17 protein-coding genes are annotated in these 16315 nt (G+C 51.7%); 9 read left to right on the top strand and 8 right to left on the bottom strand.

Annotated elements, in window-relative coordinates; genetic code table 11:
* Positions 1-982: 982 nt before the first annotated feature.
* Positions 983-1384: an alternative ribosome rescue aminoacyl-tRNA hydrolase ArfB gene (gene arfB / locus ACTS9Y_RS08805; protein WP_442585569.1), complete on the bottom strand. Its 402-nt coding sequence runs from the start codon at positions 1382-1384 to the stop codon at positions 983-985.
* A gap of 5 nt (positions 1385-1389) precedes the next feature.
* Complete coding sequence (locus tag ACTS9Y_RS08800; protein ID WP_442585568.1) at positions 1390-3354, bottom strand: ATP-dependent DNA helicase; 1965 nt, start codon at positions 3352-3354, stop codon at positions 1390-1392.
* 173 nt (positions 3355-3527) lie between these two features.
* On the opposite strand from ACTS9Y_RS08800, the gene ACTS9Y_RS08795 reads away from it, so the two are divergent.
* A complete protein-coding gene (locus ACTS9Y_RS08795; RefSeq protein WP_442585567.1) occupies positions 3528-4082 on the top strand; it encodes a C40 family peptidase in 555 nt (184 codons plus the stop codon).
* Between the two features lie 28 nt (positions 4083-4110).
* Here the strand turns inward: ACTS9Y_RS08795 and ACTS9Y_RS08790 are convergent, their stop codons facing one another.
* A complete protein-coding gene (locus ACTS9Y_RS08790) occupies positions 4111-4407 on the bottom strand; it encodes a SelT/SelW/SelH family protein (RefSeq protein ID WP_442585566.1) in 297 nt (98 codons plus the stop codon).
* A 185-nt stretch (positions 4408-4592) separates the two neighbouring features.
* Here ACTS9Y_RS08790 and ACTS9Y_RS08785 point away from each other — a divergent pair, with 185 nt between their 5' ends.
* The 3 genes from ACTS9Y_RS08785 to ACTS9Y_RS08775 all read left to right on the top strand — a co-directional run bounded on the left by ACTS9Y_RS08785 (position 4593) and on the right by ACTS9Y_RS08775 (position 7169).
* Positions 4593-6101 carry a S41 family peptidase gene (locus tag ACTS9Y_RS08785; protein ID WP_442585565.1) on the top strand — a complete coding sequence of 503 codons (1509 nt, stop codon included), beginning with the start codon at positions 4593-4595 and terminating at the stop codon, positions 6099-6101.
* Between the two features lie 67 nt (positions 6102-6168).
* Positions 6169-6813 (top strand): 2-polyprenyl-3-methyl-6-methoxy-1,4-benzoquinone monooxygenase, encoded by a 645-nt coding sequence (gene coq7 / locus ACTS9Y_RS08780; RefSeq protein WP_442585564.1) that lies wholly within the window; start codon positions 6169-6171, stop codon positions 6811-6813.
* Between the two features lie 38 nt (positions 6814-6851).
* Positions 6852-7169, top strand: a complete 318-nt coding sequence (locus ACTS9Y_RS08775) for a DUF2322 family protein (RefSeq protein WP_442585563.1) — start codon at positions 6852-6854, stop codon at positions 7167-7169.
* Positions 7170-7245: 76 nt separating this feature from the next.
* On the opposite strand, the gene ACTS9Y_RS08770 is transcribed toward ACTS9Y_RS08775, so the two are convergent.
* The 5 genes from ACTS9Y_RS08770 to bioA all read right to left on the bottom strand — a co-directional run bounded on the left by ACTS9Y_RS08770 (position 7246) and on the right by bioA (position 11456).
* On the bottom strand, positions 7246-7659 hold the full coding sequence (locus ACTS9Y_RS08770) for a VOC family protein (RefSeq protein WP_442586928.1): 414 nt from the start codon (positions 7657-7659) through the stop codon (positions 7246-7248).
* Between the two features lie 3 nt (positions 7660-7662).
* Complete coding sequence (locus ACTS9Y_RS08765; RefSeq protein WP_442585562.1) at positions 7663-8088, bottom strand: OsmC family protein; 426 nt, start codon at positions 8086-8088, stop codon at positions 7663-7665.
* A 77-nt stretch (positions 8089-8165) separates the two neighbouring features.
* Positions 8166-8618, bottom strand: coding sequence for an FKBP-type peptidyl-prolyl cis-trans isomerase (locus ACTS9Y_RS08760; protein ID WP_442585561.1), 453 nt, complete (start codon positions 8616-8618; stop codon positions 8166-8168).
* A gap of 100 nt (positions 8619-8718) precedes the next feature.
* Positions 8719-10140, bottom strand: a complete 1422-nt coding sequence (gene dacB / locus ACTS9Y_RS08755; RefSeq protein WP_442585560.1) for a D-alanyl-D-alanine carboxypeptidase/D-alanyl-D-alanine endopeptidase — start codon at positions 10138-10140, stop codon at positions 8719-8721.
* Positions 10131-11456: an adenosylmethionine--8-amino-7-oxononanoate transaminase gene (gene bioA, locus ACTS9Y_RS08750; protein WP_442585559.1), complete on the bottom strand. Its 1326-nt coding sequence runs from the start codon at positions 11454-11456 to the stop codon at positions 10131-10133. The genes dacB and bioA overlap by 10 nt, the downstream gene beginning before the upstream one ends.
* An 89-nt stretch (positions 11457-11545) precedes the next feature.
* Here bioA and ACTS9Y_RS08745 point away from each other — a divergent pair, with 89 nt between their 5' ends.
* The 5 genes from ACTS9Y_RS08745 (at position 11546) to ACTS9Y_RS08725 (ending at position 16304) form a co-directional block, all read left to right on the top strand.
* Positions 11546-13480, top strand: coding sequence for a peptidase U32 family protein (locus ACTS9Y_RS08745; RefSeq protein WP_442585558.1), 1935 nt, complete (start codon positions 11546-11548; stop codon positions 13478-13480).
* Positions 13481-13562: 82 nt separating this feature from the next.
* Positions 13563-14198 (top strand): MarC family protein, encoded by a 636-nt coding sequence (locus ACTS9Y_RS08740; RefSeq protein WP_442585557.1) that lies wholly within the window; start codon positions 13563-13565, stop codon positions 14196-14198.
* A 157-nt stretch (positions 14199-14355) separates the two neighbouring features.
* A complete protein-coding gene (locus ACTS9Y_RS08735) occupies positions 14356-14787 on the top strand; it encodes an NUDIX hydrolase (RefSeq protein WP_442586927.1) in 432 nt (143 codons plus the stop codon).
* Positions 14784-15878, top strand: coding sequence for a tRNA 2-thiouridine(34) synthase MnmA (gene mnmA / locus ACTS9Y_RS08730; RefSeq protein ID WP_442585556.1), 1095 nt, complete (start codon positions 14784-14786; stop codon positions 15876-15878). Before ACTS9Y_RS08735 ends, mnmA begins: the two co-directional genes overlap by 4 nt.
* A 93-nt stretch (positions 15879-15971) precedes the next feature.
* Positions 15972-16304, top strand: coding sequence for a hypothetical protein (locus tag ACTS9Y_RS08725; protein ID WP_442585555.1), 333 nt, complete (start codon positions 15972-15974; stop codon positions 16302-16304).
* The last annotated feature ends 11 nt before the right edge of the window (positions 16305-16315 follow it).

Genomic DNA, 16315 nt, shown 5'->3' with positions numbered 1-16315 from the left:
CCACTAGGCGACCCTCTTTCTTATGCTTGTCCATAAGAAAGAAGGCAAAGAACAAGACACCCTAGCTTCCGCTCTCTTCCTCCGTTGCTCATCAACGTGGGCGTCCAACGAAACTCGCCCTGACAAGCCACACAAAACGTGGCTTGTTGCGGAACTCGAACAGCCGCTGGCCGACGACTCCCACGCTGACTGCGCTACTCGGCGCGTCAGATAGGGGCCCGGGAAAAGCACTACGCGGTTACCTCAGTGAAGATTCTCACATTGCGTCCCGCCAAGCCGTTGAAGTAAAACATCGCAATAAAACAAAATAAGAAAGCCCTACAACCTAATTCAATTGGTTTGTTGGGCTTTTTGCTTTAGAAATTAAAACAGTTTCTTAGCGCCCTGCATGCCATGCTGTTAACCAACATTCCATCGTGGTGGGTTACAACGGGCCCCTATCTGACGCGCCGAGTAGCGGAGTCAAAATAAGGAGGAAGGGAGCGACTGTCTGAGTTCCGCGGTGGCTTGCGGGGTGTGCAAGCCGCTAGGGCGAGTTTCGTGACCGCTTATTTTGATGAGCGACGCAGGGAACAAGCGGAAGCTAGGGTGCCCTTTCTTTTGGTGACTTATTCTTTGGGCAAGCAAAGAAAAGTCACTCGCCTAGGGGCGAAAAGGAATAGTGCAATAGAGCGACGAACCACCCAAAGAAACACCGATTAGAACTTCCAGTAAGTGGAACGCTTGCTCCTCATTGCAACTAAGTTACGCATGCACCCTGCCTGGATTCTGGCCTACCCCAGAATGACGGTCCGGCGCTGTACCCAGCTGCTTTCAAGAAAACAATTTTCTTCACAGACTCAAAGCATATCTAAAAAATCTTTGCCACACCTCCGCCGGAATAACGACTTCTCAATAGCACACATATTTCCATACAACCAATTCTTGGAAGCAATATACGGCGGACTTAAAACTCAACGCCATATATGTAAGAATCTCTTTGCTAATGATCCTCAACCACTCTCCCCCGCCCCTGCTTAATCACCCCCCGCTGCATCTTCCCCGCCACTCTGCGCTTCTGTGACGCCCGCGTTGGCCTTGTCGCATAACGCGTGGCATGCACATGGCAAGCCGCTTCCACGATGGCCTGCAATCTGGCAATGGCATCTTTTTTATTCGCCTCTTGGGTACGGTATTGTTGCGCCTTGATAATCAATACGCCTTCTGCAGTGATGCGCTGGTCTTTGCTGTTTAACAACCTGGCTTTGACCGCATCATTCAGGCTTGAGGCAGGAATATCGAACCGCAGATGGATGGCAGAAGACACTTTATTGACGTTTTGCCCACCAGCGCCTTGCGCACGGATGGCGGTCAACGTGTATTCATTTGCAGGAACATTCACCATGTGGATCAGCTACTTTGGACTGGCTCGGACTTTTCATCTACGCGCTCGAAAAATGCCTGCACTTCATCCAGTTTGCGTGTACGTTTAAAGGGCGGCAAACTTTGCCAGATGCGCCGCCCGTAAGGCTTGTCGACTAGTCGCGGGTCGCAGATTACCAGCACGCCTGAATCACTTTCATCGCGGATCAAGCGCCCGGCGCCCTGTTTAAGCGTGATCACTGCGTAAGGTAATTGATATTCCATAAAAGCATTTTTGCCTTCGGTGTTCATTTTGTCGATGCGCGCGGCCAGCACCGGGTCATCTGGTGGCGCAAACGGCAGTTTATCGATGATCACGCAGGAAAGCGCTTCGCCACGCACGTCTACGCCTTCCCAGAAACTTTGCGAGCCGACCAGCACCGCATTGCCATGCGAACGGAATCTATCCAGCAGCTCGGTACGGTTACTTTCGCCCTGCATTAACAAGGGGTATTCCATGCCGTTTTCTACAAACGCCTGCTTGAGCAATGCATGCACTTCGCGCATGGCTCGCAGCGATGTGCACAGCACAAACGCCCGCCCGCGGCTGGCTTGTAGTACCGGCAAGGCAATCGCGGCCACCGCTGCCGGGTAGGCGATGCTATTTGGCTCAGGCATGCCTTCTGGGACGTATAGAAGTGCTTGCTGATCATAATCGAACGGGCTTTGCCAATGCCGGGTTTGTGCGGCGAGCAGGCCCATCTGGCCCTGGTAGTGATTAAAATCGCTTTTCACCGCCAGGGTCGCGGAAGTGAAGATCCAGGCGCGTGGCTGCGCATTCAATTGTTTGCCGAAGCCATCCGCCACACTGAGTGGCGTCGCATGCAATTGCACGCTCTGGCTGAACACCTCTACCCAACGCACCAGGTTGGCCTGATTGCCTTTGTGCCAGGCTTCGAGCAAAGCGAGCAAGGTTTCGCCACGCTGCCAGCACTTTTCCAGCAATGGGTCACGTGCGGCCTGGGTTTCCAGTACTTTGGTCAACATTGCCAAGGTTTCCAGCATATGCTGATAAGCATCGGCAAAATTCTTTAATGACTGCGCTTTTTGCACCGGCATGCGCGCGCCTTCAAACTGGAACACCAGACGGAAATCACGGCAGGCTTTTTCCAGCGGCGTCACGGCTTCAGTCAGCGCGATGCAGTCTTTGGCAATCGTCAGGTAGGCCATCTGGCTATCGCGGGCCAAGTCCATCAATTGCGAGGTGGAAATATCCTCACCAAAAAACAAGCCGGCCACTTCCGGCAGTTGGTGCGCTTCGTCGAATACCACGGTGTTGGCACTAGGCAAGAGTTCGGCCACGCCTTCGTCCCTGAGCATGACATCGGCAAAAAACAGGTGATGATTCACAACCACGACATCGGCCGCCAGCGCCTGTTTACGGGCTTCCATGACAAAACATTGTTTGTAAAACTGGCAATCCTGGCCGACACAATTATCGCGCGTCGATGTCACCTGTTGCCAGATGGTAGCCTGCTCGGGCACCTCAATCAATTCGGCCTTGTCACCGGTTTGGCTGTTCTCGGCGAAACTTTGCAGAATAGGAATATATTGCGCATCTTCGCGAGACTGGAAGCGGCCTTCCTGGCTGGCACGCAGCAGGTGGTAATGGCAAATGTAATTCGCACGGCCTTTAAGCATGGCGACTGACACTGGCACTTTGAGGGCTTCACGCACGGCGGGCAGATCCCGCTGATACAGCTGGTCTTGCAGGGTTTTGGTGCCGGTAGAAATAATGACTTTTCCGCCTGACAAAAGGGCGGGCACCAGGTAAGCATAGGTTTTACCGGTACCGGTGCCGGCTTCAGCCACCAACTGTTGTTGCTGGTCAATGGCCTGTGCAATTGCCTGGGCCATTTCCTGCTGTTGCGGGCGACTTTTAAAGCCCGGCATGGTCTGCACCAGACTTCCGTTCTCTGAAAATGCTGTCGTGACTTGCTGCATTAAGGACATGCCTTAATTATCCCATGCACAACCACAAATGATGCAGTTTTTTAATGATTTACCCAGATGAATGACGTATAAAAATAGCTGAAAACTTGCATCTGCGATTGAAGTATGGCAAGGTTTAGGCCGTAATACATATTCCTGACACAAAAATAACCTTTACCAACCTTTTGATTGTGATGAATAAATCAGTCTTTCAACTTGCTGTATTAATGATTAGCACACTGCTTTACCACTCCCAAAGCTTCGCCGCCCCAGGTGATGACAGGCGTTGGCAAAGTGCGTACAGCTATTCGCAGGAAGAAGTATTGGAAAGCCAGTCCGGCCTTTCCGGCTCCTGGTCAGAAAAAGTGGAAGAGATCATGATCCGGGCCTTGAGCCTGACCGGTGTTGGCTATAAATATGGTGGTCGCAGCCCTGAGACTGGTTTTGATTGCAGCGGTTTTGTGCAATATGTGTTTAAACATGCCGCGCAGATTTCACTGCCCCCTTCTGCCCGTACCATCAGCGAACTGGGTGATGCCGTTAAACGTGAAGATCTCCAGCCTGGAGATCTGGTATTTTTTAATACCCTGAAATCAGCGTTCTCGCATGTCGGCATCTATGTTGGCAACAACCAGTTTATCCATGCGCCAAGAGCCGGTGCCAAGGTTCGGGTTGAGAACATGGATGAACGCTACTGGCGCACCCGTTATAACGGCGCCAAGCGTATGGAAGTCGAAACTGGCAATTAATTCAGTTGCTTTTTCACCTGCAACAACCTTATTCACCAGCCCCTTTGACCGGGGTATCACTATGTCCCAGTGACCGTTCCGGGTCGATCAAATCCCTGATATGTTGTTTTAACTCTTTGGCCTCAGGAAAGCGCCCCGCTTCTTTGCGTGAAAAAATAACCTTGCCATCACAACGCACTTCCAGGATACCGCCAGTGCCAGGCACCAGATTGACGGACCCTAGATCTGCATCAAAAGTGGTCAGCAACTCTTGCGCCAACCAGGCGGCACGCAGCAGCCAACGGCACTGTGTACAAAACTCGATTTCTACGATAGGCTTTTGCATATTGCACTCTAATAACTTATTTGCGTTGAGAGTATAGTCAATTTTACTGAAATAGCGGAAAATGAACTTAACACTGTACTTTCCACTCTCTGAAAACAGGCTGTCATCAACAGATGCAACTTGACTCTGAATACAGTAATATTCCAACTGTAATCTTCTTCGCTTAATTGATCACAAGGCATTGTATGCGTTCCAAATTTGAAAAGTTCAGCTTGCTTGGTGCAGGCGTTTTTGTAGGTATTCTCGTCAGTATCAATATTTCTGCCTGGGCAGACAGAACTTCCGTCTCCCAATTGCCGATCGATGAATTGCGTGTCTTTGCCGAAGTGTTCGCCAAGGTTAAATCTGACTATGTCGAACCCGTTGAAGACAAAAAACTGATCAATGAAGCACTTGCAGGCATGCTGCAAGGCCTTGATCCACACTCCACCTTTATGGATGCCGACGCCTACAAAGAGCTACAGGCAGGTACGCAGGGCGAGTTTGGCGGCCTGGGTATAGAAGTAGCGATGGAAGATGGCCTGGTCAAAGTAGTCACCCCGATTGAAGATAGCCCGGCTTATAAGGCAGGCCTGAAATCTGGCGATCTGATCATGAAACTGGATGACACACAGGTGCGTGGCCTGACACTGAATGATGCCGTCAAACGTATGCGCGGCGTGCCAGATACAAAGATCACACTGACCGTAGTGCGTAAAGGCGAAGACAAACCGCTCACCTTCACCCTGACGCGCGCCATCATCAAGGCACAAAGCGTCAAGAACAAATTGATCGAGCAGGATTATGGTTATGTGCGCATCACACAGTTCCAGGAACGTACCGGTGAAGACCTGGCCAAGGCCCTGAAAACCTTGCGTGCTGATAACAAGACTCCGTTTAAAGGCCTGGTATTAGACCTGCGTAACAACCCTGGTGGCTTGCTGGATGCAGCGGTCGGTGTATCTGCCGCCTTCCTGCCTAAAGATGACCTGGTGGTGTATACAGAAGGCCGCGTGGCGGATTCTAAAATGCGTTTGAATGCGACGCCTATGGATTATGCGCGTCGTGGCAAGTCTGACTACCTGAAAGACCTGCCGGAAGAGTACAAATCTGTACCGATTGTGGTGTTGATCAACGCAGGTTCTGCGTCGGCTTCCGAGATCGTGGCGGGTGCATTGCAGGATCACAAACGTGCCACCATCATGGGTATCCAGAGCTTTGGTAAAGGCTCTGTACAAACCATCTTGCCGATGAACAATGGCAGCGCGATCAAGTTAACCACTGCGCGTTACTTTACGCCTAATGGCCGCTCTATCCAGGCCAAAGGTATTGTGCCGGATATTATTGTGGATGATGGTTCAGACCCAAGCCTGAGCCTGCATGAAGCTGACCTCAAACGCCATTTATCCAACCCGAGTGATATTGCAAAAGCAAACGCTGAAAAAGCGACTGAAGATGCAAAAACCCGCGTCGGCGGCGACAAGCCAAAAGATGAGAAGTTTGCTGAAACCCGCGGCCCGATCGAGCCTGCCAGCAAAGATGACTTCCAGTTTGTACAGGCAATGAACCAGCTGAAAGGCCTGCCAGTGCAGAAAGCGCCTGAAGCGGTAAAAGCCAGTGCCGACAAGCCTGCCAGCACTGAAAAACCAGGTTCAGACAAACCTGCTGACAAACCAGCAGCGACAGACAAACCAGGAAAAACCAAAAAACCATGATGACTATGCCCTTGCCTGCACCATGTACAAGCGCCTGCAGGCAAAGGCGATTCACAGGGAGTAAGCAATGACGACTTTGCCACCACTCACACTGGACAAGGCGATCGCAGTGCTGGACATGGGCTTACGCACCGTGTTCAGCCAGGCAATCCCGACGCGCCCATACCCGCAAGCAGCAACATCAGACGACAGTGCCCTTTCTGACAGCGAACGCAAACATGCAGCCGCCTTGATGCGTATTAATCACGTAGGCGAAGTCTGTGCCCAGGCTTTATACAGTGGCCAGGCACTGGTTTCGCGCGACCCTGCCAATATTGAAGCGCTGAAAGAAGCTTCTCGCGAAGAAGTCGATCACCTTGCATGGTGTGAGCGACGCATCAGCGAACTCGGTGGCCGTAAAAGCCTGCTGAACCCGTTGTGGTTTGGTGCCAGCTTTGGCCTGGGAGTCACAGCAGGCTTGCTAGGCGACAAATGGAATTTGGGATTTCTGGCCGAAACCGAACATCAGGTCGCTAGCCATTTAGGCAAGCACTTGCATGAATTACCCGCGCAAGACCATGCGTCGCGCGCGATTGTCACCCAGATGAAGGAAGACGAAGAGCACCATGCCGAAACTGCGGAGCATCTGGGCGGCGCCACGCTACCAGCCCCGGTTAAACTGGCTATGCGACTCGCTTCTAAAGTGATGACGCGTACCGCGTATCATTTATAGTACTCCCATATCGTATTCGTAGTCACCTAGAGTCAACCATGCAAAAATTTAGTGATAACTTACTCGCCCTGGATAGCGCAGATCATGTGAAACGCATTGAGCTATTCGATGAGAAAAGCCAGCCAGCCGGCCAGATTGAAAACAAACCGGGTACCCAGGGTTCTATCAAGGTATATCATCATTTGTTCAAGATATATGGCGAGATCAACAGCGATGCTGCTGTAGAAGGCCTGGCGCTGTATGCAGAGCACACTGAAGATGCCGAGAACCACCCTGGCAAACATCCCAACATTGATCGCTTGCTGACTGTGCTGGATAAAGAGCAAACACTCTCGATCAAAGTGGTTAGCGAATAAAAGCGCTTACCTCAAAAAGCATAAAGCCTCCTGAATGGAGGCTTTATGCTTTATAAGACGCCTAATATGCTAAAAATCATGCACTTAGCTTATTGTTAATATGACGACTGATAGGCGGATGATAAATAAATTCAAGCAAATGCCCGACACTATCCAGGCAATAAAAGCCCCGTGAACCATCTCTATGTGTTTTAGGCGCTTCGGTGATACGTACTCCGTGTTTGACCACATGCGCATACCAGCCATCCACTGCCTCTTCATCGGTCAAGGCAAAGCCGATATGATCCAGGCGCTGTAAAGGGTCTGCCTTGTAATCCACGCGATGCAAGGCAAACACATCGCCATGATTGGTTAGGTAGACATTGTCCGGATCAGGTTGCCATTCGATCTGCATGCCGACTATGCGCGTATAGAAATCGACCGCTGACTCCAGGTCCTTGATAAACAGCGCCACATGGCGTATCCCTAACATGCCGGCAGGAGTTGTCATCATTTACTCAACACCAGGTGCTCTGATTTCAAAGTCATGCGTGATCTCGCAGGCTTTTTGCAGCATGATGCTGGCTGAACAATACTTTTCAGCCGACAGGCTGACGGCACGCGCCACTTGCTGCTCGTTGAGGTTTTCACCGGTGACCACAAAGTGCACATGAATCTTGGTGAATACCTTAGGGATCGTCTCGGCACGCTCAGCCGCGATTTCAGCCACACAATCGACAATCGGCTGACGGGATTTCTTCAAGATCGTCACCACATCAAATGCGGTACATGAGCCCATGCCGATCAACAGCATTTCCATGGGCCGCATGCCGATATTACGGCCGCCATTTTCCGGCGCGCCATCCAGCACCACCGCGTGACCGGTTTCAGACTCGCCAACAAAACTGACGCCGTCTATCCATTTCACTGTGACTTGCATTGTGACTTTCCTATCCTTCCATTATTTAAAGCGATATGGATGCGGCAAAAATCCTTACCGCTTCCCAAGAATGACTTTTATTTGACGTTGAGCAACTCAACATCAAACACCAATGTCGCATTTGGCGGGATCGCGCCGCCGGCACCACGTGCGCCATAACCTAACTCAGAAGGGATAATCAGCGTGCGTTTGCCACCGATCTTCATGCCTTGCACGCCTTCATCCCAGCCTTGAATGACCTGGCCACCACCGAGGAAGAAGTTGAATGGTGAGTTACGGTCAAGGCTGCTATCAAACTTTTTGCCTTTGAAATCTTTGGCATTGGCATCGTACAACCAGCCAGTGTAATGCACGGTGACGTTAAAGCCGACTTCCGCTTCACGACCACTACCAACAACGGTATCAATCTTTTGCAACTCGGTGATATTGGCAGACATTTGTGTATTTTCCTTAGTGTTAGAAGAGTTAGATTGCGCCTGGCAACCCGCTATCGCTAAAAGCAATACCATGCCCAAGCTTACTTTTTTCATTCCTGATTTCACATGCGCTCCTAGAAAACGACCATTATCATACGCGTTTTTAATTGAAAAACGCTGACTTAAAAACACTTGCTAAAAAATTCGCTGCTGACTAACGCCCTTCAATCACGGCCTTGATCAAGCCATCCTGAATCGAGCGCGCTGCCGATGCCAGCGGGTGATTCACCAGCATGACGACGACATAGCGTTTACCCTGCGTATCCTGCACATAACCGGCAATGCTGCTGACGCCTTCCAGCGAGCCGGTTTTCAGGTAGGCCATGCCCTGACTGGGTGATTCAGGCAGACGCTTCTTGAGCGTTCCATCCAGGCCCAGAATCGGCAGCGAAGCCATCAGTACCGGCATCGTCGGACGCTGATAGGCTGTGACGAGCAATTGCGCCAAATGTTCCGCGCTGATGCGCTCATTGCGCGAGAGCCCGGAGCCATTATCCAATACCAGTTCAGGGAACAACAAGCCTCGTTTACGCAATACTTCTTTAAGCGCCACCGCACTGCTGTTTTCATCCACCGGCGTCTGGCCTGTCTCCATGCCTATGGTCAGCATTACCTGCCGCGCCATGACGTTATTGCTCCATTTATTGATGTCGCGTATCACCACATCCAGCGGAGCAGACCACCAGGTAGTGACTAAACTGGCGGTCGCTGGTAACACGGCAGCAATGGCATTGCCATCCAGCCGCCCGCCTAGTTGCGTCCATATTTTTTTGAAGGTGTAGACCGCGTATTGCTGCTGACTGAGCACACTCAACTCAAGATAACGCTCATCACATTGCTCAGGCAAGGTGCCGCTAAATGTGACGGTTGCACCTTCAGTAGTCGCCGTCACCCCGTAACGCAGGCTGCTACGCCAGTCACCGCAAGCGCCTTTGCTGACCTGCATGGTATTCACTACCTTGATCTGCGGCAACTCGAATTCTTGCGTGACACTCGCTAGCGGCTTGCCGCTCTCTCTGGAGACGCCGAAGCGGAAACTGCTATGGCCGCCATTCACCAATAATGCATGCGGATTGACGTTGTACGCGCGCCATGGCTCATCATCCAGTATGGGACGCTGGCTGAGCTCCGGCGCATAAATAGAGGTATCCAGCAGCAAGTTGCCTTTGATGTGCTTGATACCCTGTTGCTGCACCTGCTGTAACAATCGCCAAAGTTCAGCATTATTCAGGGCCGGGTCGCCATAGCCTTTGATGATGAGGTCGCCTTCAAGCACACCATGATTGACCGGGCCGTTTCTGTACACCTCTGTTTTCCAGCGATACGCAGGCGTCAGTGCTTCAAGTGCGGCATAAGTGGTCACCACTTTCATCACGCTGGCCGGGTTCATGGCCCTGGCCTGATGATGGCTGATGAGTGGTGGCTCACCATTCAAGGGTTGCACGACAATGGAGACGCTATCCAGCGGCAATTGTGCCTTGGACAAGGCTTCTTGCAGTGAAACCGGCAAAGCCGCCTGCGCAACACCTGCCCACACGCAACAGCAACACAGCCACCAGCGCAGCATTAACGGCATGCCATACTTTCTACAATCGTGGCGTGTGTCGCCTGCACCAGATGTTCAATGTCTGCCGCATCCAGACAATAAGGCGGCATCCAGTAAACGGTGTTAGCGATCGGGCGCAACAACAAGCCATGCCGCAAAGCGGCCGCATAACAATGCTGGGCAAATTGCGGATGATTGATATCCACCTCAAACGCAGTGATCATGCCGCGCTGGCGGATATGTCGTAGCGGAAAATCGTAAGCCTGTACGGCCGACCAGAGCTGCTGCGCGGTTTTATGGTTATTGCCCAACACGTCAGACGACTCAAACAGTTTCAGTGTCGCTAGCGCAGCACTGCAAGCCAGCGGGTTGCCGGTATAACTATGGCTATGCAAAAAACCTTTGGCAGTTTGGTCATGGTAAAACGCCTGGTAGACGTGATCGGTAGTGAGCACCACCGACAACGGCAAATAACCGCCGGTAATGCCTTTGGAAAGGCAAATGAAATCGGCAATATCACTGACCTTGCCACCCGCCTGTTCACAGGCAAACAGGGTGCCGGTGCGGCCAAAACCAACGGCGATCTCGTCAGCAATCAGGTGGATATCGTAACGACTGCAAATCTCGCGTGCACGGCACAGATACACAGGATGGTACATGGCCATGCCTGCCGCGCCTTGCACCAGGGGTTCAATAATAAAAGCAGCTAACTCGGCGTGGTGTTCTGCGACATACGCCTCCAGCGCTTCGGCACAGCGCAAGGCAAACTCTTCTTCAGATTCACCTGCTTCAGCAAGTCTGCTATCCGGGCTGGGCATGTGTGCTGACTGCAAAATCAGCGGCGCATAAGTGTCTTTAAAAATGGCCACATCAGTGACACTCAGCGCACCCAAGGTCTCACCGTGATAACTGTTCTGCAAACTGATAAACCTGGTTTTTTGCGCTAGCCCGCTATTGCGCCAGTAATGAAAACTCATCTTGAGCGCAATTTCAGTGGCACTGGCGCCATCCGAACCATAAAAGGCATGCCCTAGCCCAGTCAGCGCAGACAGCTTTTCTGAAAGCTCCACCACCGGTGCATGAGTAAATCCCGCCAGCATTACATGCTCTAACTGCTCCAGCTGAGTTTTAATTGCCTCTTTAATCGCAGGCTGGTTGTGCCCGAATAAATTAACCCACCAGCTGCTGACGGCATCCAGGTAGCCTTTGCCATCGCTATCAAATAGCCAGGCGCCCTCACCGCGCGCAATCGGCACCAATGGGTAACGTTCGTGGTGCTTCATCTGCGTGCATGGGTGCCAGACTGCATGCAGGCTGCGTTGTAATAAATCCTGATTTCCACTCATGCCGCTATTTTAAACCAAGCGTAAACAGCATGCTTGGTTTAAAATAGCGCCTTAAATCAAGTTGTTACACTGTATATACTCATTCCGTCATGCAAAAAACCCGCAAACACCTAGAACTGCTTGCCCCGGCCAAGAATGCTGATTTTGGCATAGAGGCCATTAATCACGGTGCTGATGCCGTGTATATCGGTGGCCCGGCGTTTGGTGCGCGCGCCAAGGCCCCGAATACCGTGCAGGATATTGCCAGGCTGGTACAACACGCGCATAAATTCCATGCCGAGGTGTTTGTCGCCCTGAATACGATTTTTCATGACAATGAGTTAGAGGGTGTATGCCAACTGGTATATCAACTATATGACTCGGGCGTGGACGCCCTGATCGTGCAGGATATGGGCTTGCTGGAACTGGATCTACCGCCGATTCAACTGCATGCCAGCACGCAGACAGATATCCGCACCGTGCAAAAAGCCCAGTTCCTGGACCAGGTAGGGTTTAGCCAGATCGTGCTGGCACGTGAACTGGATATTGCCACGGTGAAAAAGATCGCCGACGCGACTACAGCCAACCTGGAATACTTTATCCACGGCGCCTTGTGTGTCGCTTTTAGCGGGCAATGTTTTATCAGTCATGCGCATACTGGCCGTAGTGCCAACCGCGGCGAGTGCTCGCAAGAATGCCGTTTACCTTACACGCTGGAAGACCAGAAAGGTCGCATCCTGGGTAAAGACAAACATTACTTATCGATGAAAGACAACGACCAAAGTGCCAATTTGCGGGCATTGATCGCTGCCGGTGTCAGCAGCTTTAAAATCGAAGGCCGCTACAAAGACTTGCCATATGTGAAAAATGCCACCGCGCATTACCGCCAGTTGCTGGATGAAATCCTGGAAGAGATGCCGGAGTACGCCAAGTCTTCTGCCGGATATGCCAGTTACACATTTACGCCGCAGCCGGAGAAAACCTTTAACCGTAGTGCCACCGACTATTTTGCCAATGGCCGCCAGGCCGATATCGGCGCGTTTGATACGCCTAAATTTTCCGGTGAAGCGCTGGGTAACGTGCGCAAGGTTGGTAAAGATTTTATTGATGTGACGACGGACATTACATTACACAATGGTGACGGCGTGTGCTTTTTCGATGTGCATAAAGAGCTGGTCGGCCTGCGTGTGAATACAGTACAAGCGCTGGATAAGCATACGCAACGTCTGTTCCCGAATGAAATGCCTGCGGATATCCGCAACAACACCCAGCTCTATCGCAATCGCGACCACGTCTTTATGCGCTTGCTGGAAAAAGACTCAACGTCCCGAAAAATCGCATTGGATATCGTGCTTTACGAAACGCATGACGGTTTTGCACTGACACTGACGGATGAGCAAGGCTTCAGCGCTACCACCCAGTGCACTGCGGAGAAACAGCCTGCGAACGATGTAGAAAAGGCAGAAGTCTCGCTGAGGGAAAATCTGGCAAAACTGGGAAACACCGACTTTTCAGCCAGGGATATCGGCCTGGAATTGACGCAGTTGTGGTTCCTGCCCGCCTCTATTGTGAATCAACTGCGCCGTGATGCCGTGGAAGAATTAATTGCGATCAGAGCATTAGGCTATGACCGCCCTCCGCTGCGCGCGGCTGCCGAACCGCCTGCGATTTACCCGCAAGACAGCCTGAGTTATCTCGCCAACGTTTACAACCAGAAAGCACGTGACTTTTATCATAAACACGGCGTGAAACTGATCGCCAGCGCCTATGAGTCAAATGAAACGCTGGACGAAGTACCCGTGATGATCACCAAACATTGCCTGCGTTTTAGCCATGGCTTGTGCCCGAAAGAAGCCAAAGGTGTCATCGGTGTGCAAGGCACAGTCACCGCCGAGCCCATGACGTTAATTAGCGGCAACGACAGGTATACACTTAAATTCGACTGCAAACCTTGCGAGATGCACGTGATGGGCAAAGTGCGCAAACATATCCTGCAGATGGCACCTCCGCAGCCCATTGCCTTTTTTGACAAGCGCCCGGCATAAACAGAGCTCCCCGGACAAATTGCCAAGGTCATTGTTTTCAGGCAAGCTTGGCGGCAAACAAAGCTGCTAAAAAGTGATGGCCATGAACGAATACACCTACCTGCTTAAAGTCGCGATCGCCTTGCTGGCGATTGTGAACCCCATCGGCAGCCTGCCTATCTTCATCAGCGCCACCAGCGGCTGGAGCAAAAAGGAACGCGCCCGCACTGCGCGTACGGTAGGCATGACCGTCATGATCGTGCTCTGTGTCTCGGCGTTTATCGGCGACAAAGTGCTGGATTTTTTCGGCATCACCATTCCGTCATTCCAGGTAGGCGGCGGCATTTTGCTACTGCTCATTTCAATTTCCATGATGCATGGCAAACAGAGCGGCACACGCCAAACCGTTGAAGAAGCACAAGACCTGTCGGAGCGTGAAGTGATTGCCATTGTGCCACTCAGCATTCCGTTGCTGGCCGGGCCAGGCGCCATTTCCAGCATGATACTCACGGCACAACAACATCCCGGCTTTTGGGGGCACCTGAGCCTGATCATCCCGGTCGCCTTGATTTCATTGTTTATCTGGGGCTTGCTACTGCTTTCTGACGCCATTACTGATTACCTGGGCATCATAGGCATTAATATCGTCACCCGCCTGATGGGGCTGATTTTAGCGGCGATGTCGGTAGAGTTTATAGCGCACGGATTGACTGGTTTATTTCCGCAATTGGCGGGTTGATCAGCGCAGTCAGCAACGCATGATGTTAGCTTCCCGCTTTACGTTAATTACCCTAATCAATCACTTAGCGTTAAAATAACGCTTTTAACGAAACCCGCGCATTTTGAATTCACCCGCCTCTTCCAAGTCCTCCCAGCAGTGGAAACCTAATGTCACCGTGGCTGCGATTGTCGAGCAGGATGGCAAATTCTTACTGGTGGAAGAAACCACAGACCGTGGCAACCGTTTTAACCAGCCAGCCGGGCATCTCGAAGAAAACGAGACCATCATCGAAGCCGCAATCCGTGAAACACTGGAAGAAACTGCCTACGATTTTACGCCGCAAGCCCTGGTGGGCATTTACCACTGGCAGCATCCGGTCAATGGCATCACCTATTTGCGTTTCGCCTTTAGCGGCACGCTGGGCGCGCATTACCCGGAGCAGTCGCTGGATGACGGCATCCTGCGCACCGTGTGGAAAAGTGAAGCCGAGATTGCTGCGGATGGCGAGCTGATGCGCAGCCCGCAAGTGCTGTTATGCGTGCAGGACTACCTCGCGGGCAAGCGTTATTCTTTAGACATTTTGAAGCATTTAGGCCAGGCATTATGAGCAAACCACATGTGATCGTCGGCCTGTCCGGCGGTGTTGATTCTTCCGTTACGGCGTTGCTGTTGAAGCAACAAGGTTATCAGGTGACCGGTTTGTTCATGAAAAACTGGGAAGACGATGACACTGACGAATACTGCTCCTCAAAGCAGGATCTGATCGATGCGGTGTCTGCCGCCGATAAAATCGGTATCGATATCGAAGCCGTGAATTTTAGCGAAGAATACAAAGAGCGAGTATTCACTAACTTTCTGCAGGAATATCAGGCAGGTCGTACGCCTAACCCGGATATTCTGTGTAACGCTGAAATCAAATTCAAGGCTTTTCTGGACCATGCCATGAGTCTGGGTGCCGATTTGATCGCTACCGGCCATTATGCACAGGTGCGCGAAAACCCGCTTCAAGCAGGCAATTATCAATTGTTGAAAGCAGACGATGGCACCAAGGACCAAAGTTACTTTTTGTCACGCCTGAACCAGGCCCAGCTTTCAAAAACATTGTTCCCATTAGGCACTTACCTCAAACGCGAAGTGCGTGAAATTGCACGCGAATACGGTCTGGCCAATGCCGAGAAAAAAGACTCTACCGGTATTTGTTTTATCGGCGAGCGACCGTTCCAGGAATTTCTGCAGCGCTACCTGCCGAGGCAACCCGGCGTGATGCGCACCCCCGAAGGCAAAGTGGTGGGTGAGCACGACGGCTTGATGTATTACACGCTAGGCCAGCGCCAGGGACTGAAAATCGGCGGCAGCCGTGACAGCAACGGCGAGCCATGGTTTGTCGCCGCTAAAGACATGGTCAACAATGAGCTGGTCGTGGTGCAAGGGCACGACCACCCGCTACTGCAAAGTGACGGCCTGGTTGCCGGGCAGTTACACTGGATCAGTGGTCAACAACCACGCACTAACTGGGTCTACGCGGCCAAAACCCGCTACCGCCAGCCGGACGCGCCGTGTGAAGTAGATGCAGTGAATGACGAGGAAGCAACCATACGCTTTGGCCAGCATCAATGGGCTATCACCCCGGGGCAAAGCGTTGTGGTCTATGAGAGCAATGTCTGCCTGGGTGGCGGTATCATCAATGGTGCGATTTAATGGCACCTTGATCATGGCCAAAAGGCATAGTTATTGCTTCTACTTTCTGAATAAACAATAACTCACTGCCAAAGTGACAAGGAATGACACCTCATGGCCTACATACTTAAAAATAAACAAGGTGCAATTATTGCCGCAAGCCCAGATACGCAAGTATCGGCTGACTGGATAGAAGTAGACAATGCAGATGCTGACTATTTACTGTTTCTAGGTGAAGAGCTGCAGAAAAACCACACCTTCCGTGAAAGCGATATTCAATTAGCCCGCGTGCTGGAAGACCTGATCAGCATCCTGATTGAACGCAGCCTGATCAGTTATACTGATTTCCCGAGTGCCGCGCAAAAACGCCTGAACGAACGCCAGACCTTACGCCACAAGAATACTTTACATACCTTGCTGGGTGACGATGACGTAGCGCCGCTTTGACCAAATAGATC

Origin of the sequence: Methylophilus sp. (assembly GCF_052173275.1) — a bacterium.
Taxonomy (GTDB): Bacteria; Pseudomonadota; Gammaproteobacteria; order Burkholderiales; family Methylophilaceae; genus Methylophilus.
Note: the sequence above shows the minus strand (reverse complement) of the source record. Positions and strands in the feature narration are given on the sequence as shown.